The organism is Ascidiimonas aurantiaca, assembly GCF_037646345.1.
In the GTDB taxonomy this organism is placed as follows: domain Bacteria; phylum Bacteroidota; class Bacteroidia; order Flavobacteriales; family Flavobacteriaceae; genus Ascidiimonas; species Ascidiimonas aurantiaca.
In genome coordinates this window covers 89,864-110,910 of sequence record NZ_JBBEWR010000007.1, presented here as the reverse complement: position 1 = coordinate 110,910, position 21,047 = coordinate 89,864, and the positions used below count along the sequence as shown (strand labels likewise).

24 protein-coding genes and 5 tRNA genes are annotated in these 21,047 nt (G+C 39.1%); 4 read left to right on the top strand and 25 right to left on the bottom strand.

All coding sequences use genetic code 11. The annotated features are described in order from the left end of the window. Nucleotides 1-11: 11 nt before the first annotated feature. From rplL to WAO84_RS09260, 21 genes are all read right to left on the bottom strand, one after another. Nucleotides 12-392 (bottom strand): 50S ribosomal protein L7/L12, encoded by a 381-nt coding sequence (rplL, locus tag WAO84_RS09360; RefSeq protein ID WP_340065322.1) that lies wholly within the window; start codon nucleotides 390-392, stop codon nucleotides 12-14. 51 nt (nucleotides 393-443) lie between these two features. Next, complete coding sequence (rplJ, locus tag WAO84_RS09355) at nucleotides 444-959, bottom strand: 50S ribosomal protein L10 (protein ID WP_340065321.1); 516 nt, start codon at nucleotides 957-959, stop codon at nucleotides 444-446. A 23-nt stretch (nucleotides 960-982) separates the two neighbouring features. Beyond that, entirely contained in the window at nucleotides 983-1,672 is a 690-nt protein-coding gene (rplA, locus tag WAO84_RS09350) for a 50S ribosomal protein L1 (protein ID WP_340065320.1), read from the bottom strand. Nucleotides 1,673-1,690: 18 nt separating this feature from the next. Beyond that, a complete protein-coding gene (gene rplK, locus WAO84_RS09345; protein WP_340065318.1) occupies nucleotides 1,691-2,128 on the bottom strand; it encodes a 50S ribosomal protein L11 in 438 nt (145 codons plus the stop codon). A gap of 82 nt (nucleotides 2,129-2,210) precedes the next feature. Beyond that, complete coding sequence (gene nusG / locus WAO84_RS09340; RefSeq protein ID WP_340065317.1) at nucleotides 2,211-2,762, bottom strand: transcription termination/antitermination protein NusG; 552 nt, start codon at nucleotides 2,760-2,762, stop codon at nucleotides 2,211-2,213. Between the two features lie 19 nt (nucleotides 2,763-2,781). Then, nucleotides 2,782-2,973 (bottom strand): preprotein translocase subunit SecE, encoded by a 192-nt coding sequence (secE, locus tag WAO84_RS09335; protein ID WP_340065316.1) that lies wholly within the window; start codon nucleotides 2,971-2,973, stop codon nucleotides 2,782-2,784. 13 nt (nucleotides 2,974-2,986) lie between these two features. After that, nucleotides 2,987-3,059, bottom strand: a tRNA-Trp gene (locus WAO84_RS09330). A 60-nt stretch (nucleotides 3,060-3,119) separates the two neighbouring features. Then, on the bottom strand, nucleotides 3,120-4,307 hold the full coding sequence (gene tuf, locus WAO84_RS09325; RefSeq protein WP_340065315.1) for an elongation factor Tu: 1,188 nt from the start codon (nucleotides 4,305-4,307) through the stop codon (nucleotides 3,120-3,122). A 57-nt stretch (nucleotides 4,308-4,364) separates the two neighbouring features. Continuing rightward, nucleotides 4,365-4,436, bottom strand: a tRNA-Thr gene (locus WAO84_RS09320). A gap of 61 nt (nucleotides 4,437-4,497) precedes the next feature. Then, a tRNA-Gly gene (locus WAO84_RS09315) sits at nucleotides 4,498-4,570 on the bottom strand. A gap of 79 nt (nucleotides 4,571-4,649) precedes the next feature. Then, a tRNA-Tyr gene (locus WAO84_RS09310) sits at nucleotides 4,650-4,732 on the bottom strand. A 70-nt stretch (nucleotides 4,733-4,802) separates the two neighbouring features. After that, nucleotides 4,803-4,876, bottom strand: a tRNA-Thr gene (locus WAO84_RS09305). Nucleotides 4,877-4,967: 91 nt separating this feature from the next. Then, nucleotides 4,968-5,270, bottom strand: coding sequence for a ribosome hibernation-promoting factor, HPF/YfiA family (hpf, locus tag WAO84_RS09300; protein ID WP_340065314.1), 303 nt, complete (start codon nucleotides 5,268-5,270; stop codon nucleotides 4,968-4,970). Between the two features lie 38 nt (nucleotides 5,271-5,308). Continuing rightward, complete coding sequence (locus WAO84_RS09295) at nucleotides 5,309-6,199, bottom strand: tyrosine-type recombinase/integrase (RefSeq protein WP_340065313.1); 891 nt, start codon at nucleotides 6,197-6,199, stop codon at nucleotides 5,309-5,311. Between the two features lie 72 nt (nucleotides 6,200-6,271). Beyond that, nucleotides 6,272-6,466 carry a 30S ribosomal protein S21 gene (gene rpsU / locus WAO84_RS09290; protein ID WP_340065312.1) on the bottom strand — a complete coding sequence of 65 codons (195 nt, stop codon included), beginning with the start codon at nucleotides 6,464-6,466 and terminating at the stop codon, nucleotides 6,272-6,274. Between the two features lie 69 nt (nucleotides 6,467-6,535). After that, complete coding sequence (locus tag WAO84_RS09285; RefSeq protein ID WP_340065310.1) at nucleotides 6,536-7,921, bottom strand: alpha-amylase; 1,386 nt, start codon at nucleotides 7,919-7,921, stop codon at nucleotides 6,536-6,538. Nucleotides 7,922-8,090: 169 nt separating this feature from the next. After that, the gene (locus WAO84_RS09280) at nucleotides 8,091-9,230 is read right to left on the bottom strand and encodes an acyl-CoA dehydrogenase family protein (RefSeq protein ID WP_340065332.1); all 1,140 of its coding nucleotides are present in this window, start codon (nucleotides 9,228-9,230) and stop codon (nucleotides 8,091-8,093) included. 37 nt (nucleotides 9,231-9,267) lie between these two features. After that, entirely contained in the window at nucleotides 9,268-10,116 is an 849-nt protein-coding gene (locus WAO84_RS09275) for a ComEA family DNA-binding protein (RefSeq protein WP_340065308.1), read from the bottom strand. A gap of 23 nt (nucleotides 10,117-10,139) precedes the next feature. Next, nucleotides 10,140-11,948, bottom strand: coding sequence for an amino acid carrier protein (locus tag WAO84_RS09270; RefSeq protein ID WP_340065307.1), 1,809 nt, complete (start codon nucleotides 11,946-11,948; stop codon nucleotides 10,140-10,142). A 101-nt stretch (nucleotides 11,949-12,049) separates the two neighbouring features. Further along, nucleotides 12,050-13,054 carry a potassium channel family protein gene (locus WAO84_RS09265; protein WP_340065306.1) on the bottom strand — a complete coding sequence of 335 codons (1,005 nt, stop codon included), beginning with the start codon at nucleotides 13,052-13,054 and terminating at the stop codon, nucleotides 12,050-12,052. A 1-nt stretch (nucleotide 13,055) separates the two neighbouring features. Continuing rightward, nucleotides 13,056-13,283 carry a PspC domain-containing protein gene (locus WAO84_RS09260; protein ID WP_340065305.1) on the bottom strand — a complete coding sequence of 76 codons (228 nt, stop codon included), beginning with the start codon at nucleotides 13,281-13,283 and terminating at the stop codon, nucleotides 13,056-13,058. Nucleotides 13,284-13,535: 252 nt separating this feature from the next. On the opposite strand from WAO84_RS09260, the gene WAO84_RS09255 reads away from it, so the two are divergent. Then, nucleotides 13,536-16,265 carry a S8 family peptidase gene (locus WAO84_RS09255; protein WP_340065304.1) on the top strand — a complete coding sequence of 910 codons (2,730 nt, stop codon included), beginning with the start codon at nucleotides 13,536-13,538 and terminating at the stop codon, nucleotides 16,263-16,265. Here WAO84_RS09255 and WAO84_RS09250 read toward each other — a convergent pair. The 4 genes from WAO84_RS09250 to WAO84_RS09235 all read right to left on the bottom strand — a co-directional run bounded on the left by WAO84_RS09250 (nucleotide 16,252) and on the right by WAO84_RS09235 (nucleotide 19,210). Further along, entirely contained in the window at nucleotides 16,252-17,541 is a 1,290-nt protein-coding gene (locus tag WAO84_RS09250; protein ID WP_340065303.1) for a DUF2851 family protein, read from the bottom strand. The genes WAO84_RS09255 and WAO84_RS09250 overlap by 14 nt on opposite strands. Nucleotides 17,542-17,679: 138 nt before the next feature. Next, nucleotides 17,680-17,991: a rhodanese-like domain-containing protein gene (locus WAO84_RS09245; protein WP_340065301.1), complete on the bottom strand. Its 312-nt coding sequence runs from the start codon at nucleotides 17,989-17,991 to the stop codon at nucleotides 17,680-17,682. Nucleotides 17,992-18,036: 45 nt separating this feature from the next. After that, nucleotides 18,037-18,651, bottom strand: coding sequence for a thioredoxin family protein (locus WAO84_RS09240; protein WP_340065299.1), 615 nt, complete (start codon nucleotides 18,649-18,651; stop codon nucleotides 18,037-18,039). Between the two features lies 1 nt (nucleotide 18,652). After that, a complete protein-coding gene (locus WAO84_RS09235) occupies nucleotides 18,653-19,210 on the bottom strand; it encodes a TlpA family protein disulfide reductase (RefSeq protein WP_340065297.1) in 558 nt (185 codons plus the stop codon). Between the two features lie 132 nt (nucleotides 19,211-19,342). Between WAO84_RS09235 and WAO84_RS09230 the strand changes: the two genes are divergently transcribed. The 3 genes from WAO84_RS09230 to WAO84_RS09220 are packed head-to-tail and all read left to right on the top strand — an operon-like array spanning nucleotide 19,343 to nucleotide 21,033. Next, a complete protein-coding gene (locus WAO84_RS09230; protein WP_340065296.1) occupies nucleotides 19,343-19,801 on the top strand; it encodes a MarR family winged helix-turn-helix transcriptional regulator in 459 nt (152 codons plus the stop codon). Next, complete coding sequence (locus WAO84_RS09225; RefSeq protein ID WP_340065295.1) at nucleotides 19,798-20,430, top strand: NAD(P)H-dependent oxidoreductase; 633 nt, start codon at nucleotides 19,798-19,800, stop codon at nucleotides 20,428-20,430. The genes WAO84_RS09230 and WAO84_RS09225 overlap by 4 nt, the downstream gene beginning before the upstream one ends. A 24-nt stretch (nucleotides 20,431-20,454) precedes the next feature. Beyond that, a complete protein-coding gene (locus tag WAO84_RS09220) occupies nucleotides 20,455-21,033 on the top strand; it encodes a YceI family protein (protein ID WP_340065294.1) in 579 nt (192 codons plus the stop codon). Nucleotides 21,034-21,047 lie beyond the last annotated feature (14 nt).

Here is a 21,047-nt window from a genome sequence, read left to right as displayed (position 1 = left end):
GCCTGGCAAGCTTATTTAAGCTCTACCTCTGCTCCGGCTTCTTCTAGAGACTTTTTAAGACCTTCGGCCTCATCTTTAGAAATGCCTTCTTTTACTGCGGTAGGAGCACCGTCAACAATATCTTTAGCCTCTTTAAGACCAAGACCTGTAAGTTCTTTAACCAGTTTTACAACTGCCAGTTTAGAACCTCCAGCTGCTTTAAGGATTACGTCAAACTCAGTCTTTTCTTCAGCAGCTTCACCTCCACCGGCAGCACCAGCTACACCGGCTACGGCTACTGCAGCTGCAGCAGGCTCTATACCATATTCTTCTTTCAATATATCCGCTAACTCATTAACTTCTTTAACAGTAAGGTTAACTAATTGTTCTGCGAATTCTTTTAAATCTGCCATTTTTCTATCGTTTTAATTTTAAATATATAAATATTATAGTGCGTACAAAGTTTATTTTTCTGATAAAGTCTTCAGGATACCTGCCAGTTTACCACCTCCTGATTTGAGGGCAGAAATCACGTTTTTAGCAGGCGATTGAAGTAGGAGTACAATATCTCCAATAACTTCTTCCTTAGATTTTATATTTACCAGGTTTTCCAGTTGATCATCTCCAATGAAAATGGCTTCTTCAATAAAAGCGCCTTTTAACAAAGGTTTCTCTGATTTTTTTCGGAAATCCTTAATAAGTTTAGCAGGAGCATTACCGGTAGTTGAAAACAACAATGAAGTGTTTCCCTTTAAAACCGACGGTAACTCTCCAAAATCTTTATCGGAAGCTTCCATAGCTTTCGCCAGTAATGTATTCTTTACTACGGCAAGCTTAATATCTGCTTTAAAACAGGCTCTTCTCAAATTAGAAGTCGCAGTAGCATTCAAACCGGAAATATCTGCAAGGTAGATAGTAGAATTATCGGTTAACTGTGCAGTTAAATCTTTTATTACCGTTGATTTATCTTCTCTAGTCATGATTATAAATTATTAACTACCAATTATACTGCTTTAGGATCTACCGGCACACTGGGACTCATAGTACTGGACATATAAATGCTTTTAATATAAGTACCTTTGGCTGCAGTTGGTTTTAGTTTTATTAATGTTTGGATAAGCTCGTTGGCATTCCCGGCAATCTTTTCAGGAGTGAAGGATGATTTACCAATGGAAGCATGAACGATTCCTGTCTTATCTACTTTAAAATCTATTTTACCCGCCTTTACTTCAGAGACTGCTTTTGCAACATCCATAGTTACAGTTCCCGTTTTTGGGTTAGGCATTAAGCCTCTGGGGCCTAATATTCTACCAAGGGGTCCTAATTTACCCATTACGCTAGGCATGGTTATAATAACATCTACATCGGTCCAGCCATCTTTAATTTTTTGAAGATATTCATCCAGACCTACATAATCGGCACCCGCTTCTTTTGCTTCACCTTCTTTATCTGGTGTTACCAGTGCCAGTACTTTCACATCCTTACCGGTTCCGTGAGGAAGGGTAACAACACCCCTTACCATTTGATTGGCTTTTCGGGGGTCAACGCCTAATCGTACTGCAAGATCTACTGATGCATCAAACTTAACGTTGGTTATTTCTTTTACAAGCGCAGAAGCTTCATTTACTGAATACAGCTTATTTCTGTCTATTTTAGATAGAGCCTCTTTGTGCTTCTTAGTTAATTTTGCCATTTCCGTTTCTTTTAAGATTTAAAAAGGCTTGTCACCTGAAACCGTTAATCCCATTGATCTTGCAGTACCCGCTACCATACTCATTGCTGATTCTACGGTAAATGCATTAAGGTCCTGCATTTTGTCTTCTGCGATAGTTTTTACCTGATCCCAGGTAATACTACCTACTTTCTTACGGTTAGGCTCTCCGGAACCACTTTTAATCTTAGCCGCTTCCAATAGCTGAACTGCCGCAGGTGGTGTCTTTACAACAAAGTCGAAAGACTTATCTTTATACACGGTGATAACAACCGGCAAGACCTTACCGGGCTTGTCCTGAGTTCTTGCATTAAACTGCTTACAGAACTCCATAATGTTAACTCCGGCAGCACCTAAAGCGGGTCCAACCGGTGGCGACGGATTCGCAGCACCTCCCCTAACTTGTAGTTTAACTACTTTACTTACTTCTTTTGCCATTGTTTAAAACTAAATTTATAATTAAAGTGTGTATAAACGGAAGCACACACTTCTATACTCTCAACTACTAAAAAAGTGGATATTAAACTTTCTCCACCTGCATATAACTAAGCTCTAATGGGGTCTTTCTTCCAAATATCTTCACCATCACTTCAAGCTTACGTTTCTCTTCATTAATTTTTTCTACAGTACCGTTAAAACCATTAAAGGGCCCATCTATTACCTTTACTGTTTCTCCTATAATGTAAGGTATGGCAACATTATCTGCTTTTACTGACAATTCATCTACCTTGCCAAGCATTCTGTTTACTTCTGATTTACGCAGAGGCACCGGATCTCCCCCTTTTACTTCTCCAAGAAATCCAATTACTCCGGTAATAGACTTTATAACGTGAGCGATCTCACCTCCCAGATTGGCCTTCACCATAACATATCCGGGAAAATAAACGCGTTCTTTATTAATTTTTTTTCCGTTCCTGATCTGAACTACCTTTTCAGTAGGCACAAGCACCTCATCAACATAATCAGAATAGCCAAGTCTGGCGATCTCATTTTCTATATAAGATTTCACCTTATTTTCCTGGCCGCTCACAGCCCGTACTACATACCAATTTTTCACCAATGCTTCTGCCATTCTCCCTGAATTAGTAATATTAGTTGATTACATCAAAATAAAGACCAATGAGTTTCACAAAACCGGAGTCAACCCCCCAGATAGCCAGCGAGAACAATACCGAAAACACTGCCACAAGAACCATAAGGTTTTGCCCCTCGGCCCAGGTAGGCCATGTGACATTTGACCTTAATTCGTCAAAAGACTCTTTTACATAATTAATAATTCCCATATACTTTTCTTTGCACGGGAGGAGAGACTCGAACTCCCGACACCTGGTTTTGGAGACCAGTGCTCTACCAACTGAGCTACACCCGTATTCATATGGAAAGGTATCCGCCCAAAGGACGGACACCTCCTATTAAGATCTAATTCTTTTTAGTCAAGAATTTCAGTAACCTGACCAGCACCTACCGTTCTACCTCCTTCACGGATCGCAAAACGTAAACCAACGTTAAGTGCAATAGGCTGAAGAAGGTCAACTGTAATGGTAAGGTTATCACCAGGCATTACCATCTCAACTCCTTCAGGAAGTGTAATTGTTCCTGTTACGTCAGTTGTACGTACGTAGAACTGAGGACGGTAGTTATTGTGGAATGGCGTGTGACGACCACCTTCTTCTTTTTTAAGGATATACACCTCTGCCTTAAACTTGGCATGTGGGGTTACAGAGCCAGGCTTACAAATAACCATACCTCTTTTAATATCCGATTTTTCTATACCTCTTAAAAGGATACCTACGTTATCTCCGGCCTCACCTCTGTCAAGTATCTTTCTAAACATCTCAACACCTGTAATGGTAGAAGAAAGTTTTTCGGCACCCATACCGATGATATCAACAGCATCTCCGGTACGTGCAACACCTGTTTCGATACGTCCGGTTGCTACGGTACCACGACCTGTAATGGTAAATACATCTTCAACGGGCATAAGGAAATCTTTATCGATATCACGCTGAGGAAGCTCGATCCACTCATCTACAGCATTCATAAGCTCCATAACTGTATCAACCCACTTGTCTTCTCCGTTCAAAGCACCCAAAGCGGAACCTTGTACTACAGGACCATTATCACCGTCATAATTATAAAAGCTAAGTAGCTCACGGATCTCCATCTCTACAAGCTCTAAAAGCTCAGGATCGTCAACCATATCCACTTTATTCATGAAAACCACGATTCTTGGCACTCCAACCTGACGACCAAGAAGGATGTGCTCACGAGTCTGAGGCATAGGACCATCAGTCGCAGCTACTACAAGAATAGCACCGTCCATCTGAGCAGCACCGGTAACCATGTTCTTTACATAATCGGCGTGACCAGGACAGTCAACGTGCGCATAGTGACGCTTCTCTGTTTGATACTCAACATGAGAAGTATTAATGGTAATACCTCTTTCTTTTTCTTCAGGAGCGTTATCAATAGACGCGAAATCTCTTACCGCAGAAAGACCTTTATCAGCCAGTACTTTAGTAATCGCGGCAGTTAACGTGGTTTTTCCGTGATCCACGTGTCCAATAGTACCAATATTTAGGTGGGGTTTGGAACGATCAAAAGTTTCCTTTGCCATGATTTAATTAATTTTAATCTTAGTTATATATTAGTGTTCAAATTTAAACTCAACGCGAGCCAATGACGGGAATTGAACCCGTGACCTCTTCCTTACCAAGGAAACGCTCTACCCCTGAGCTACATCGGCGATTTGACAGTTTAAGAAACCATCAAAAGAATGCTTGCTACTAAGCACAACACTCCGGTAGAGCGGGAGACGAGATTCGAACTCGCGACATTCAGCTTGGAAGGCTGACGCTCTACCAACTGAGCTACTCCCGCATTTATTTTCAGCATGTCAATTTCCAGGATATCGCATTTTTATGCAATCTTCACCTTGAATATCACAAAACATGATCAGTGGGGAGAGCAGGATTCGAACCTGCGAAGGTAAAAACCAACAGATTTACAGTCTGTCCTCGTTGGCCGCTTGAGTATCTCCCCATTCATTATAATTCATTAATTTTCAGAACTTTATCTAAAACATACTTTAGATGCATTTTTCTTTTTTTCGAGCCGATAGAGGGATTCGAACCCACGACCCCGAGATTACAAATCACGTGCTCTGGCCAACTGAGCTATATCGGCTTAAAACATAAAAAAAGTCCGCTATTTCTAACGGACTGCAAATGTATAGATTTATTTTATTATTCAAAACAATTTTAAAAAAATTTTCCCGCTAAATATGAGCTCTCAATTTCTCTTTTCTTTTCAGTAACACTCTGCCTAAAGAATCGGTTGCCATATCAATACCCTCTTCAAAAGTTTTACACTGTTTTTTGACTATAAACTCATCTCCGGGAACATGCACTTTAATCTCCACCAGCTTATTTTCTTTTTTACTGGTATTCTCTAATTTGAGATAAACATCAGAATGAATAACTCTGTCATAAAAAGTATCTAGTTTATCCATTCTTTTCTGAATGAAGTTCACAAGCTTTTGATCTACTGTAAAATTGACAGATTGAGTGTTTACTTTCATCACATTTAGTTTTAGATTAGACTTTACTCATACGGTTATTATTTTTTGTTTCTGGGGTGTGACCGGCTATGTACCTTTTTAAGTTCTGAAATACTATTATGTGTATATACTTGTGTAGAGGCAAGACTGGAATGACCCAGAAGCTCCTTAACCGAATTTAAATCTGCACCCTGGGAAAGCAAATGAGTCGCAAAAGTATGCCTTAAAACATGGGGACTCTTTTTAACTTTTGAGGATGCTTTACTAAAATAATTATTAATTACCCTATAAACAAACGTTTCATAAATTTTATTTCCATTTTTCAACAAAAGAAGATAATTGCCTGAATACTTGGTGATTACACAATCCCTATGCACAAGGTAACGATGTATCTTTGACGAGAGTTCCGGTAAAAGCGGGATCATTCGTTCCTTGTTTCGTTTCCCCAATACCTTAAGCATACCAGCGTTTAGATCTACATTTTCAAGTTGCAAACCTATAAGCTCGGCCCTTCTCATACCTGTAGCATACAGAAGCTCTATAATAAGCATATCACGTACAGTCTCAAAATCATCTTCATCCTGAAACAGATCAAAAACTCTTCGCATATCGTCCGGAGAGAAAGGAACTTCCTGTTTTTCGGAAACTTTAAGTGCTTTATGCCTCGCAAGCGGATTGACCTCGATCACCTTATTAACCCTTAGAAATTTATAATACGATTTCAAAGAAGCTATTTTTCGATTAATGGTACGATTGGATACTCCTGAATCTACCAAATGTATGATCCAACTTCGAATTTGAGAATAATGTATGGTTTCCAGACAATCTTCACCAAACGTTTCCGTACAAAAATCCCTGAACTCGAAAAGATCTTTACCATAAGCAGTACAGGTGTGCCGGGAATAATTTTTTTCTAAGGAAAGATATTTTAAAAATAATTCGGGAGACATAAAAAAAACCGTTAATCATCAAAGTTAACAAACTTTATGTATTAACGGTTTTCTATGTAATATTAAGAGACCTTAAATTTCTTCCTGATCTCTGAGGCTTTGAATGTATTGCGCCTTTTGTATTTGAGTTCTTCTCGCCACAGATGGTTTCGTGAACTGTTGACGGCTGCGAAGTTGCCTCATTGTACCGGTTCGGTCAAATTTTCTTTTGTAACGCTTGAGAGCCCTGTCTATGTTCTCTCCTTCTTTAATAGGTATAATTAACATGCTTTTATCACCTCCTCTCATTTAGGACTGCAAAAATAGCCTTTTTTATTAAATAATGAAGTAAAAAAATTACTTTATTGACCAGACTGTGTAACTCTTAGGGGGTGCCTGTATTTTAACACGGCCGTCCTGAGCGGTAACCGGCTCCCAATTTGAGTGACCCGTATAATCTTTAATTTGTATTCCAGACCAATTGGTTGATACCCATTTTTCATCCCAGTTATTGCTATTGTTGATATACACCACTATACCAGATCCTCCGTTCCTTCTGGCTATGTACTCATCATTGTCTGTGTACAAATTGGTAGTACTGCCGGAAACAAGATTATTGTGTATCCATATAAGGTTATTCAGTTTATTCTTATCCAGCCATTCTTCATAATCTCTGTAAAAAATAGTGGGGTAGCCTTCATGGGTAAGTATATATGCGTAGGCTAATAACTTACCATTAATTATCTCATCGGTATCGTGGTTCGCCACAAAAGTAACCGCTCTCATAGGGTTACGCTTAAGCAGCATATCTACATTTAACTGATTAAGGTCATTTCCCTCAAAAGCATCACGCATACGGTAGTAACAGGCAAAGTCAAAAGCAGATACTTCTGCCTGATTGGCCCACCACTCCAGGGTAGCGGCATTACCGTCCCAATACTCCCCTACTGAGAAACCGCCTACGGTATTTTTCCATTCTTTTACCACCCAGGGCTCAAAGCCTTTAACATAGTCAAAGCGCCAGCCATCAAAGCCTAAAACATTTTTATAATATTGTGCTACTGAGTTGGGTAGCTTCCATAACCAATCCTGCACATAAGGTTTAACATGGCTCAGGTCGGGAAATCCTCCAAAAACCCCGGTATCATTTTGAGCTACATCGTTGGGGTGAAAATCGTAAGACGACCTGTAAAACAATCCGGAGGCCGGATTGTAATCAGTATAGGTATTGGTGCCTGTAAAAATATTGAATTCAGAATCTCCTCCGCTGTTGTGATTTAGCACAATATCGGCAATAACGCTAATATTGTTTGCATGTGCGGCAGTAATGAGTGCTTCCAGTTCGGTTCGTGATCCAAAACGGGTCTCCAGAGAGCCTTGTTGATTATAGTCCCCAAAATCGTAATAATCAAAAGGATCGTATCCCATTGAAAACGGTCCATTCATAGCCTTCGATACAGGAGGTAACCATATAGCGTCAATTCCTGCACTGCTCCAGGCAGGTATTTTGGTACTCACTGTATCCCACCAGGTACCTCCTGAAGGAACGTTCCAGTAAAATGCCTGCATCATCACTTTGGTACCCACAGACCTCGCAGTAAGATCTCCTTTTTTCGAATCAGATAAATGGTCTTCTGTACTTATGGCATCCGTTTGATCCTGCTCTGCAAGAACCTCTTCATTTTCACAGCTCCAAAAAGTAAAAAGGAGCATCAGCATCCAGATAATAGAATTTTTTTTCATAATAATTGATTTAAATTTCTTTCAATTTTATCAAAAAAAACCACATAAAAAACTATTAACAGGCACACTTACTCACGAAAACGTTTGAATGTTAAAAAACAATACATACAAAAAAAATCGCCATAAAGGCGATTCAGTTCTATTCTTTATTTTTTTGGTTTAATCACAACTACCTGAGAATATTTCTGGAGATCACAACTTTCTGTATTTCGGTAGTTCCTTCTCCAATGGTACAAAGCTTGGAATCGCGGTAATATTTTTCAACCGGAAAATCTTTTGTATAACCATATCCTCCATGTATTTGCACAGCTTCGTTTGCCACTTTTACACAAACTTCAGAAGCATACATTTTACACATGGCACTTAATTTGGTCATATTCCTGCCTGCATTTTTTTCAAAAGCAGCTTTGTGCAGTAGCAACTCAGATGCTTCAATTTCAGTAGCCATGTCGGCTAATTTAAAGGATATTCCCTGAAACTGGCTAATAGGTTTTCCAAACTGCACACGTTCTTTAGAGTATTTAACAGAGGCCTCATAGGCTCCTTTGGCGATACCTAATGAAAGGGCTCCTATGGAAATACGCCCTCCATCCAGTATTTTCATGGATTGAATGAACCCTTCTCCTATTTCTCCAAGTCGGTTAGTATCTGGAATTCTGCAATTATCAAATACAAGTTCTGCCGTTTCACTGGCTCTCATGCCTAATTTATCTTCTTTTTTGCCACTGCTAAAACCGGGAGTTCCTTTTTCTACTACAAAAGCAGTCATCCCCCGTGAATCACCTTTCTCTCCCGTACGCACAATCACCACGGCAATATCACCGCTTTTACCATGGGTAATAAAGTTCTTGGCCCCATTTAGCACCCAATCATCTCCATCTTTAACTGCGGTAGTATTCATTCCCCCTGCATCAGATCCGGTATTGTGTTCGGTCAGGCCCCACGCTCCAATAAACTCTGCCGTAGCCAATTTTGGAAGCCATTTGCTTTTTTGTTCTTCATTCCCAAAAGAAAGAATGTGGTTAGTACAGAGAGAGTTATGAGCAGCCACAGACAACCCTATGGAAGGGTCAACTTTAGATATTTCTTCTATTATGGCTATATATTCGTGATACCCCAAACCGGAACCTCCATATTGTTCGGGAACAAGTACACCCATAAATCCCATTTCTCCGGCTTTTTTAAAAACCTCTACGGGAAATGTCTGTGATTCATCCCATTCCATTACGTAAGGACGTATATGCATTTCAGCAAACTCTTTTGCCGAAGCTGCTACCATTTGCTGGGTTTCTGAATAATCAAAATTCATTTGCGCAACAACATCTAGATCCATTTCTAAAGCAATTTTAGTTAACCGTCAAATATACTTTAATTCTCTTAATTTTTTCTGCTGGAAAGCCTTGTATTTTTGTTAATTCATCAATATCTCTTATTTCTCCTGTTTGCGATCTGTACTTCAAAATCATTTTAGCACTTTGTGCATTGAGATAAGGAATTCCTTTCAATTGCCGAAGCGTAGCTATATTGATATTTATTTTCTTTATTTCTGGCAAAGAACGTACTGTAAATTTTTCGAGCAGGCGCTGGACCACCTCTTCTTTCAGGCCATATACCTCTGTGAGCTGGGAATCATCACTAAAGCCTCCAAGAAAGGTACGATACTTTACAATACGATTTGCCAGGCGGCTTCCTACTCCATAAACAGATGACAGCATTGTAGTATCAACTGTATTGAGATCTGCTTTTTCCTTTTTGGCGAGATTCCGATAGTTTAGATTCTGGAAGGAAACGGGCCGGGAACGTACCGGGAACCTGAAAACAGGTCGCAAAGCAGCAAGTAAAGAATCTGTGATTCCTGTGATTCTCTGGAATTCTTCGGGTGAATTCACAAAAAGACCTTTTTCTCTAAATTGAAAAAAACGATCAAGGGCCTCAACACTTATACCCAGCTCGTACCCTTTTTCGTCTGAAATGAAATTAGGATTAAACTGGTAGGCCCTGTTTTTTTTTGATGGTATGGTTTCACTGATCAGGATCGTATCTGAAGAAATGTTCGTGAATGTTCGCACAAAAGGCCCTTCCCGGAAACCCCGGGTTATATATACCATAAAATATCCTGAAAAAATAAAAACCAATAAAAAGAAGATCCCGTTTCTCTCTCTTTTACGAAATAACAAACGGGATCCTATTTTCATATTATCATGAAAGTGGTGATTAACTATCCCACTTTTTCTGGTTTTGATTTTCTGAATAATTGCCGGTTTTTTAGCTTGGACAAATAGCTATTGAGATCTGTCTTCACTTCACCGGACATGAGATACAAACCTATAATATTAGGAAAAGACATGGCCAGGATCATCATATCTGAAAAGTCAAGTACGGCACCAAGCCCAACAGAAGCTCCTATTACTATAAAAACAAGGAACAACATTTTATAAACAAATTCTGTTTTTTTACTTTTTCCAAAGATAAACGTCCAGGCCCTCATGCCGTAATATGACCATGAGATCATGGTTGAGAATGCAAAAAGGAATATCGCTGCTGCCAATACGTAAGGAAACCAGGAGATAACGCTTCCGAAAGCATCTGAGGTTAACTGTGCCCCACTAAGGCCATCTACCTGATGAAAACCGGTAAAAATGAGTACCAGTGCGGTTAAAGTACATACAACAACTGTATCTATGAATGGCTCAAGTAATGCTACAAAACCTTCTGACACCGGGTGTTTTGTTTTTGCAGCAGAGTGTGCAATAGCGGCGGAACCCACTCCTGCTTCGTTAGAGAAAGCAGCACGTTGAAAACCTACCACCAATACTCCAATAATACCTCCTTTTAAAGCTCCGGGATCAAAGGCTCCTGAAAAGATCTCAGAAAACGCAGAGCCTACGTTCTCAATGTGCATCACTACTATAATAACTGCCGATATTACATAAATAGAAGCCATAAGGGGAACGATCCTTCCGGTAACATTGGCTATACTTTTTATACCCCCTATTATTACGGAGCCTACGAGTATTGCGGTGATCACACCAAACCAGAATCCGTTACCCTGTAAAAATGAAAATTGCCCTTCAAGCTGTTCAAAAGACTGATTTGCCTGAAACATATTACCACCACCAAACGAAGCGCCTATACACAATACAGCAAACATATAGGCCAGTACTTTCCCAAGTTTTCCTTTACCCTGAGCACCCAATCCTTTTACCAGATAGTTCATAGGGCCTCCAAAAACGCGTCCATCGGGAAGAATATCTCTGTATTTTACACCAAGTGTGCACTCTACGAATTTTGAAGACATTCCGATAAGTCCGGCTACAATCATCCAAAATGTAGCTCCGGGGCCTCCCAGGGAGATAGCTACCGCCACTCCGGCAATATTACCAAGTCCTACCGTACCGGAAACTGCCGTGGCCAATGCCTGAAAATGAGTTACCTGCCCCGGTGCGTCTCCTTCGTCATACTGCCCTCGGGCCAATTGTATGGCATGCTTAAAACCTCTCACATTTATGAAGCCCATACGAAATGTAAAAAACAGAGCACCAATTACCAGCCAGATTACAATAAATGGAACCGGGCGGGTCATTTCATCTCCGTTGGGATGAAGAATGGCTGCACCTTTATCATTACGAATTACAGGATCATAAACACCTATCGCCGCAAAAGGGTCCCAAAACAAAATGGAACCTATTCCATCTACAATAGGTTTCATAGTCCCATTAAAAACTTCAGTGATCGCTTCAGCGGGGACTTCGTACTTTTTGATAATTTGATTTCCTCCGGCATCTGTAATGACTACCTCATAAAGCATTCCCTCAACTAAGCCACTGGCTTTATTTGAAGAAAGAGAAGTACCTTGATTACTCCATTTATACGTATATGGCTCAACACCACCACTTACTTCCAGAGTTATAACTCCGTCATTGATCTCTTTAGACGGGTTGGTAAGCGTCTCTTTTACGGAAAGTTCCTGCGCATTTATGAACAGAAAACTGAATATGGTAAATGTGGAGAAAATCTTTTTTCTCATAATAAAGGTTTGGTTAATTCTTTGTTATCTTTAGTTAAACAGCCGCCAATATCTTAAAAAAAAGGTTGGTAGGCAAGTTTTACCCGTTAAATATAATTCTCTTAAATATGGAACAAATCATTCAATTTTTTGATTTGTTCCGGACGACCAAGTACCACAATTTTGGAACCGGGAAGCAATAAAGTTTCGGCTTCAGGATTAATTATATATTCCCCGTCCGGCTTTCGATACCCTATTACATTACACCCTGTTTTTCTGCGAAGATCAATTTCTTTTATAGACTTATTTTTAAATTCTTCAGGGAATGATTCTATACCCACTTCTTCCAGGTTGGTTTTGTTACCGCCTTCAATAGATAGTTGATTCATGAACTCCACAATATCTGGCATAATTATCAATGAAGCCATGTGGTCACCTCCAATCTTGTCGGGCATAATAGTTTTATTGGCTCCTGCCAGTTTAAGCTTTCGTTGTGAAGTCTCCAGTGACGCTCTGCTTATAATACTTATTTTATCGTTCAACTGTCGGGATGACAAGACAACAAACAGATTATCTGAATCATTAGGTAACGTAGAAATAAGATATTGGGCCTTTTTAATACCTGCTTCTTCCAGTACATCATCCTCATTGGCATTTCCTTCAACAAAAAGCACTTCTTCCATGTGTCTTTCTATAATTTCTTTGTCTTTCTCGATTACTACAAAAGAACGTCCGTAGGCTTTTAACTTTAAAGCTGCCTGTTTACCATTTCTTCCAAAACCACAAATAATTACATGGTTTTCTAATTGGCGTACTTTTCTTTTCATCTTACGTATTTTTAAATTGTGAAATGAACTTCGGGCGAGCACATACTCAGTAATGATCGCTATAGCATAAGCAAAAACAAAAACACTGGTTACAATCAAAAAAATGGTAAACAGCTTGGTTTGATCATCCACGGGCGCTACTTCCCTATACCCCACAGTTGTAACCGTAATAACGGTCATATAAACTGCATCGATCCATGTATAACCGGCAAGCATACGATACCCAAGAATACCGGCAGCAAAAACAAAAACCAGCAATGATAAAGCAAGGTAAAATTTTGAACGAAATAGTTTGAACATATCAGAGATCGAATACAGAAGTCCTTTTGGTATAGACTAAATCTTTTAACTTAAGCCAGAATGCGAGGGTTAAATATACCCCAAACCAGGCTCCAAAAGTGGCAAAAGAAACATAAATAAAAAACAATCGTACATTTTTTGCTTTCATCCCAAGCCGCTCCGCCAGTCTCGAAGAAACAGCAAAGCCGTGTTTTTCAAAAAAGTATCTAATACGGTTCATTGTGCCCATGCTACAAAAATGATGATTTTTCGCGAATTAAAAAAGCAGGCTGAAGCTTATAAAACCAATAGGCCAGCAGTAGCTGTAGGCTCTGAGATTTTCTCTGAGGTTTTTAATGTAAATACTAGATATTCTTTGATTTTTCGATAACTTGCATAATTAATGATTGACCTACAAAAAAAAATGAAAAATCTTCTTTACATACTTTTGATAATACTTCTCCCCTGTTCGTTATACGCACAGAAAAAGGTACTAAAAAGCATGAAGGAATCCATTCAGGCGGTAGATAAAGATACAATGGGTAAAGGATTTTATTTAATACAAACCCAACATATTCAGGAAGTTTGTAGCCAAAACGCCTTTACACTCATAAAGAAACTTGAAGACAACTTTAATATTATACACAGTTCAAAACCGCCCGTGTTTGTATCGAAGGTATCAGAAATATATGCTTTGAATAATCTCTGGAAAATATCGAAGGGTTTAAAGAAAAAGAAAGAAAAGCTACGTTTTTCTTCTGAAAATATGCGGATCTCTATTGCAGTGATGGACCCCGATGATTTCGAGTCCGAATTACCTGCGCTATCCTCAAAAGCCCAAATACTTTCGTCCTATCAAACTTATTACCAATTAGAGATCCCTGTTAAAGAACTTGATTCTTTTGTAAATCATCCTCAGGTTGTGTTTATAGATATTACCCATACACCCTCCACAGAAGCACCGGTAAATGAGAACGACATTAGTGTTAACACCATTAATACAGTACACAACAGATTCCCGGCTTTAGACGGAAGAGGCATGACGGTGTCTGTAAAAGAACTGGCTTTTGATTCAACTGATATAGATTTTAAAGACCGATTTTTCTTTACAGGCCTTCAGGCTGAAGAAACAGACTCTCACGCATCTGCTATGAGTACGGTAATAGGAGGTGCCGGAAACAGTTCTTACAAAGGCAGAGGTGTAGCCAATGCAGTGCGCCTTACTTCGTCAAGCTTCATAAATTTGTTGCCCGATCCTGATGTTTCTTTTACCGATAATGACATAAGTGTACAAAACCACTCTTATGGAACTACAGTTGAAAGCCAATACGGTAATGAAGCTGCTGCGTATGATACTCAGATACGCACGGTAGGTTCTCTTCTACACATTTTTTCATCGGGTAATAGTGGTACTTCCATTCCAGAAACCGGCCCTTACGCAGGTATCGAAGGGTTTGCCAACCTAACGGGAAACTTTAAAATGGGAAAAAATGTGATCACTGTTGGTGCTATGAACACATCGGGAGAAATCGATGCCAGAAGTTCTAAAGGTCCTGCATACGACGGCAGAGTAAAACCTGAACTCGTATCTTTTGCACCCGGAGGCACATCAGATGCATCTGCATTGGTTTCCGGTTCAGTTGTCTTACTACAGCAACAGTATCGCGAGCAGAAAGGGCAACTTCCCAGTTCTTCACTTATAAAAGCGGTACTTATAGCAGGCGCAGACGATGTGGGCCCGCCTGCAGTTGATTTCACCTCTGGCTACGGAAGTTTGAATGCATTACAGAGTGTACAGGTAATAGAACAGGAAACCTATATAGAAAATACGGTCTCCCAGGGAGAAACATTGCGCTTCTCTATTACCATACCCAATAATACTTCTCGTCTCAGAGTAGCCTTATCCTGGAATGATCCGGCTGCCCGCCCCGGAGATGTAACTGCCCTTGTAAATGATCTTGATATGCAGATAACAGATGCTGCCTCTACTATCTGGCTACCCTGGGTATTAAATTCATATCCCAGTGTTGATTCTATTACACAAGTGGCCACTCGAAAAAAAGACCATTTGAACAACAACGAACTAATTACTATCGCTAATCCCGTACCAGGTATATTTACCATTGAACTTACCGGAAGTACAGTGAGTACGGGATCGCAACCCTTTTCCATAGCTTATTTCATGGAAGAAGAAAACCGATTTGAATGGACCTTTCCTACTTCTACAGATGCCATGAATAATCAGGCCGAGAATAAAGTACGATGGAACAACACATTTCAAGGGACAACCGGAACACTGGAAATCAATATTAATAATTCCGGATGGCAGGAGATAGAAAATAATATTCCGCTCAACAACGAATTACAACGCATTTCTCTCGATGGGATAGCCGGCTTTGCGCAGTTGCGTATGCAAATTGATGGCAATTCATACCTTTCTGATGTTTTTGGTATTTCTTCTGAAATAGTACCTGAGGTCTTATTCGATTGTGAGGAAGAAACCGCTTTTGCATGGAACGCCATAGAAGGGGCCACTGCATATACCATTAAAAATCTCGGCAACCGCTATATGGAAACCATTGAAACCGTTACCGATACTGTATTTACATATAACAAAGCAACTTACACAAACCCTCACTTTAGTATAGCACCCGTATTCACAAACACTAGCGGTTTACAGGGCAGGACCATCAATCGTGAACTTTTTAGTATAAACTGCTATTACGTTAATTTTTTCGCATTTATTGCAGACGACAGTTTTGTAAGAAGTACTTTAAATCTCAGTACCCGTTTAAATGTTTCGCAAGTGGTTTTCGAGAAAGTACAGGGCGATGAAATAACGGTTCTCGACACATTCCTCCCTCCGTTTGACACGCTTCTTCTCAACGCAGATGACACCCTAAATGATAAGGGTCTTTTTTCTTATCGTGCCGTAATCACCCTCTCAAATGGCACCACAATTGTTACGGAAGCTGTAGAAATACGTATCCCGGGATCAAATACGCTTATACTTTTTCCAAACCCCATTTCTGCCGGAAGTAACTTGAATATCATTAGCGCAGGTAACGAACAACGTTTTCAGATAGTTGACCTGAGTGGGAGGATACTGAAAGAAGGAGAGATCAACTTTATTCAGGATGCGGTAAATGTAGAACTATTGCCTGGTATTTATATTTTTCGTGTTATAAAAGATAATGAAACCATAACGGCTAAAAAATTTATTGTGAATTGAGTTTCCCTTTAATGAGATGGTTGCCCACAGCACAATCCAGACATTTGTTAACTGTACAATAATGATGATACAATTGTAATAATGACTGGCTCTCGGCTGCAGACCCCGAAGGTACCGAAAGTGCTTCATAATGATCTACAATCCTGTTTTTTTCAGGCTTGATCGAAAAAAGAAGCTTTCGCATTAAGTGATCATCATTTCTTCCGTTAAAACGTGCGTAACAAAATTTAAGAGGTGCTATGGTATTGATAATTAGCAGATCTATAAAGTTAGAAGACATTTTTTTTAGAGTAGTACCCGATCTTTTCCCAAAAGTATAATGGGTTTTCCAGTAATCACAAACCCCTATATCAAATATCCCGTAAAGTTCTTTTTTACTTTGCGCTTTCAATAGTAAAGAAAAAAGGTTGGGGTACGTAGCATAAAGGTTTGCTAATTGCGATATTCGTATTGTGGGAAAGTTAAGAGGGCGCAACCTGAAAAAAACAGGGCGTATCCCCTGATACTCTTCTAATTGGTATTTTCTTCTCAAATATGCGTATCTGCCCTTTTGAGCCATTAGGTATTCATCATTTACATCACTTACCGATAATAACCCACAGGTACCAAAAAGCAAGGCCTCCAGATCTAAGATATCATGACGTGTTTTTCGTACCACAGAGAAATCCAGTAAAGAGGCCGCATTGTAAAACGCATCGGCATTTACTTTGAGCCCAAAATTTTTCATAAGTAACCGGAACAGAGTGGCTTCCCAATCATTACCAGATCGTTTCAACTCCTCCATGATCACTGCAGATTTTGCTTCAAAACGTTTAATAAAAAGTGTATCCATCCAGTTTTTTACGATTCCATAGGGCACATCCTCAAGCTGCTTTTCACAGTTAATAAAACTCTTGTTTCCATTGATGAGGCGCTGATAATTACGAAAGGACGAGCGGTCTGTAATATTTTTTAATACCAATGTAGGTATGGGAGTGTTATCACGCCTGTAAATATCCACATCATCTTCCCAGACTACATGGAGTATCACATTTTCATATTTTGCATCTGTTTCATGGTTATGAAGATACCAGTGAGAAGATCTTAAATGTATTTCTACCGTACCTGCCCAGAGCTGTTCGTCTATAGAGAGACGTGCATTGAAAAAATCAGGGCCGGCATCCGTATTTTGAGAACCGGTGGCCATGACTTCAATACGTTCCCCACGGGTAGTAGTAAGATTTACATGATTGTATTTTCGATACTTCCAGATATAATGTAAAAAATCTTCTTTCATCAAGAAAAGTAATGGGTTTTTCAATTTGCAAAAGAAAGTTATATGCTATAAAAATAGTAAGTTTTTACATCGTTATCAATAGTTTTCAAAAAAAATCCCGCTATTGCGGGATCTTGTTTATTATGGACCTTTAAGATATCAACTGATAACTTCACCTTCCCATTCCAGCATACCTCCGGAAAGATTAAAAGCATTTTCAAACCCCAGTTGGTTCATTATAGCACATGCCTGCCCGCTTCTTTGACCAGATCTGCAATATACATAGTAGTTTTTGTCTTTATCGAGTTTCTCGATCTCATCTACAAAGCCTTGACCTTCATAGATATTAATATTAAGAGCTCCGGGAATATATCCGTCTTCAAACTCTTCCGGAGTTCTTACGTCAAGAACCACCAGGTTGTCGTTTTCAAGTACCTTTTGCGCCCATTCTTCCTGAGAAAGATCAGCCATAAATAATGAATTTAATTTGTTGTTACCAGACTTTATTTAATTCTTTCATACTTTAATGGTGCATCCAATAGCACGAGTATTTTGGATCTTCACTTCTTTACCCGCCAATAAGGCATCGGCAGCCATCTCAACGTATTTCTGCTCAACAGAGTTCGCATCCTGATAGTTGTCATCAATAGCACCTATATACTTAACTTTGTTACCCTGAGGTGTCTTTTCCAGTAAAAAAACATGTGGTGTTCTAGTAGCTCCATACTGAGGGTATATTTTTTGTCCTTCATCAAGTAAGTAAGGAAATGTAAATCCTTTTTCTTGGGCTCTCACTTTCATCAAATTGTAGCTGTCCTTAGGCTGAGCTTCCGGATTATTAGGGTTTATGGCAATAACCGGAATACCCTTAGGTGCATATTTATCATTAAGCGCTATAATACGGTCTTCATATGCCACTGAAAAAGGACAACTGTTACATGTGAAAATTACCAGGAAGCCTTTAGCATTTTTATAATCTGCCAGGGAAACCATTTTTCCATTTATATTTTTTAATTTAAAATCAGTAGCATAGTCACCTATTTTATACCCGTCACCTTCCGAATCAACAGGTGTGAAAGAAACCGTTAGCAATGCGGTAAAAAGCAGTGTCAGTTTTGTAATGTATCTCATTTTAGTGGTTTTTAAACTTCTCAATAATAGTTTCAAGTTCTTCATATTCTAGAGATCTTTCATAGAACTCCTTTTTAGAGTTTCTATAGACCAGGGTCGCAGGGATGGCACCAGACCATTCCTCACTCACTTTAGGTATCCAATCATTTTGCCTGGGATCATCCAATACAATAACGTTAGATTTTAGATCCCTCTTTTCTACAAATGGCAGCAAATGCGTTTCAAACATCCTGGGCATATCCAGACTTACCAAAACTACTTCCACATTACCGGCCGAATACTTTTCAGTGATCTCTTCAAAAAAAGGTAACTCGGCTACACAGGGCTTACACCAGGTAGCCCAGAAATTTATGATGTAAATCTTATCGTCCTGCTTCGAAAGCATGTGTTCAAAGCCTTCAAAATCATATACTTTTAAAGAACGGTTTTCTCCACGAATAATCTGTTTGGGCGCATCCTCCGGAATTACCGAAAAGGCATTATAACCTACTTCCTTTCTTTCTTCAGATTTACATCCGTATAAAATTACTAAAAAAACAATCAATACTACACTTTTCATACTACTTGCTTTAAAAGATAAAATTAAGGATATGATAACGGACTGTCTTACATTTAACAAAAAATTATAAACCGCTTTGCTCAGGTTTTTAAGTATATTATATATATTTGTATATACAAATTTTGTATAGACATGAGTCTGGAGCATATTTTAAAAACAGAACAATTACTGCCCAAACATCGAAAAGCCATTATTCATCTTATTCTGGTGAGTAATCATATTATGGAAAAGCTTACGGAAGAACTGAAAGTTTTTGACACTTCACTTCAGCAGTTTAATGTACTGCGTATTCTGAGGGGGCAAAAAGGAAAGCCCGCCAATCTCTACACTATTCAGGAACGTATGATCCATAAAATGAGTAATACCACCCGCCTGGTAGATAAGCTTATACTTAAGGGCTATGTAAAGAGGGCTGTATGTGAAAGTAACCGGCGTAAAGTGGAAATTCTGATTACCGATAAAGGACTGGATGCTCTAAAAGAAATGGATAAAGCAATACACGCCTGTGAAAAAGAACTCACGGCGCAACTCAACCCTCAGGAACTCGAAAACCTGAATAATTTATTAGACAAATTTCTTGTAACACTATGAATTCTTATATTGAAACACTTATCTGGCGGTATGCCACAAAAAAGTTTGATCCTACCAAAAAGGTTTCCCAGAGCGATATAGAAATACTTAAAAAATCTATTCAACTCTCAGCATCTTCTTATGGCCTGCAGCCTTACGAAGTGTATATCATAGATAACATGGATCTTAAAGAGAAATTACGCCCGGTTTCATGGGGACAATCGCAAGTTACCGATGCTTCTCATGTTTTTATTTTTTGTAACAAAAAACAAATAGAAGAAGGTTTTATTGATAGTTTTGTTGAAAACACAAGTAAGACCCGTAATATTCCTCTTGAAAACCTAAAAGGATATGCCGATTTTATGAAAACCAAGATCTTATCTTTATCCTCACAGGAGCAGCAAAACTGGACTGCCAGACAGGCATATATAGCTGTTGGCAATTTGTTGTCTGCAGCGGCTCATCTTCATATTGATACCTGCCCTATGGAAGGTTTTGAACCGGAAAAGTTTAATGAGCTCCTGGATCTTAACACTAAAGGTTTGCATGCCTGTGTTATGGTTACTGTTGGTTATCGTTCTGATGAAGACCAAACACAATTCAATGCCAAAGTACGTCGCTCTGAAGAAGATTTATTTACAACCCTATAAATATTAATTTTAAAAAAGAAGAAAATGAAAAACAAGTTTTTAAACACTGCTTTAATCCTTGCTGTAGCTTTTAGTGTTTCAGCATTCACGAATAAGGATAAAGAAAAAAAGGAAATTAAAACTGCCGAAAGCAAAGTAGTCTGGAAAGGATATAAAGTAACCGGTTCTCACGAAGGCACTGTAGCTCTTAAGGACGGATATCTTGAATTTGATGGCGACAATCTCACCGGAGGTATGTTTACTGTTGATATGACCTCCTTAACCAGTACAGACCTGTCTGGTGAATATCAAACAAAACTTAATGGTCACTTAAAATCAGACGACTTTTTTGGCGTACAAAAGCACCCTACTTCAAAACTGGTAATCACTAATACTAAGGCTACCGGTAAAAACCGATACGAAGTAAAAGGAGAGTTGACCATTAAAGACAAAACAAATCCCATCACTTTTGATCTGTCTATTTATGGCAGTAAGGCTACCGCCAGTCTAAAAATAGACCGTTCTAAATATGATGTTCGTTATGGTTCTGGTAGTTTTTTCGATAATCTGGGTGATAAAACCATCTACGACGAGTTTGACCTGGTAGTGGATCTTCAGTTCTAAAAATCTAAAATCCT

What these genes read in the sequence shown, in the direction of transcription:
- rplL (WP_340065322.1), bottom strand. Translation starts at nt 392, where the DNA reads ATGGCAGATTTAAAAGAATTCGCAGAACAATTAGTTAACCTTACTGTT.
- rplJ (WP_340065321.1), bottom strand. Translation starts at nt 959, where the DNA reads ATGACTAGAGAAGATAAATCAACGGTAATAAAAGATTTAACTGCACAG.
- rplA (WP_340065320.1), bottom strand. Translation starts at nt 1,672, where the DNA reads ATGGCAAAATTAACTAAGAAGCACAAAGAGGCTCTATCTAAAATAGAC.
- rplK (WP_340065318.1), bottom strand. Translation starts at nt 2,128, where the DNA reads ATGGCAAAAGAAGTAAGTAAAGTAGTTAAACTACAAGTTAGGGGAGGT.
- nusG (WP_340065317.1), bottom strand. Translation starts at nt 2,762, where the DNA reads ATGGCAGAAGCATTGGTGAAAAATTGGTATGTAGTACGGGCTGTGAGC.
- secE (WP_340065316.1), bottom strand. Translation starts at nt 2,973, where the DNA reads ATGGGAATTATTAATTATGTAAAAGAGTCTTTTGACGAATTAAGGTCA.
- tuf (WP_340065315.1), bottom strand. Translation starts at nt 4,307, where the DNA reads ATGGCAAAGGAAACTTTTGATCGTTCCAAACCCCACCTAAATATTGGT.
- hpf (WP_340065314.1), bottom strand. Translation starts at nt 5,270, where the DNA reads ATGAAAGTAAACACTCAATCTGTCAATTTTACAGTAGATCAAAAGCTT.
- WAO84_RS09295 (WP_340065313.1), bottom strand. Translation starts at nt 6,199, where the DNA reads ATGTCTCCCGAATTATTTTTAAAATATCTTTCCTTAGAAAAAAATTAT.
- rpsU (WP_340065312.1), bottom strand. Translation starts at nt 6,466, where the DNA reads ATGTTAATTATACCTATTAAAGAAGGAGAGAACATAGACAGGGCTCTC.
- WAO84_RS09285 (WP_340065310.1), bottom strand. Translation starts at nt 7,921, where the DNA reads ATGAAAAAAAATTCTATTATCTGGATGCTGATGCTCCTTTTTACTTTT.
- WAO84_RS09280 (WP_340065332.1), bottom strand. Translation starts at nt 9,230, where the DNA reads ATGAATTTTGATTATTCAGAAACCCAGCAAATGGTAGCAGCTTCGGCA.
- WAO84_RS09275 (WP_340065308.1), bottom strand. Translation starts at nt 10,116, where the DNA reads ATGAAAATAGGATCCCGTTTGTTATTTCGTAAAAGAGAGAGAAACGGG.
- WAO84_RS09270 (WP_340065307.1), bottom strand. Translation starts at nt 11,948, where the DNA reads ATGAGAAAAAAGATTTTCTCCACATTTACCATATTCAGTTTTCTGTTC.
- WAO84_RS09265 (WP_340065306.1), bottom strand. Translation starts at nt 13,054, where the DNA reads ATGTTCAAACTATTTCGTTCAAAATTTTACCTTGCTTTATCATTGCTG.
- WAO84_RS09260 (WP_340065305.1), bottom strand. Translation starts at nt 13,283, where the DNA reads ATGGGCACAATGAACCGTATTAGATACTTTTTTGAAAAACACGGCTTT.
- WAO84_RS09255 (WP_340065304.1), top strand. Translation starts at nt 13,536, where the DNA reads ATGAAGGAATCCATTCAGGCGGTAGATAAAGATACAATGGGTAAAGGA.
- WAO84_RS09250 (WP_340065303.1), bottom strand. Translation starts at nt 17,541, where the DNA reads ATGAAAGAAGATTTTTTACATTATATCTGGAAGTATCGAAAATACAAT.
- WAO84_RS09245 (WP_340065301.1), bottom strand. Translation starts at nt 17,991, where the DNA reads ATGGCTGATCTTTCTCAGGAAGAATGGGCGCAAAAGGTACTTGAAAAC.
- WAO84_RS09240 (WP_340065299.1), bottom strand. Translation starts at nt 18,651, where the DNA reads ATGAGATACATTACAAAACTGACACTGCTTTTTACCGCATTGCTAACG.
- WAO84_RS09235 (WP_340065297.1), bottom strand. Translation starts at nt 19,210, where the DNA reads ATGAAAAGTGTAGTATTGATTGTTTTTTTAGTAATTTTATACGGATGT.
- WAO84_RS09230 (WP_340065296.1), top strand. Translation starts at nt 19,343, where the DNA reads ATGAGTCTGGAGCATATTTTAAAAACAGAACAATTACTGCCCAAACAT.
- WAO84_RS09225 (WP_340065295.1), top strand. Translation starts at nt 19,798, where the DNA reads ATGAATTCTTATATTGAAACACTTATCTGGCGGTATGCCACAAAAAAG.
- WAO84_RS09220 (WP_340065294.1), top strand. Translation starts at nt 20,455, where the DNA reads ATGAAAAACAAGTTTTTAAACACTGCTTTAATCCTTGCTGTAGCTTTT.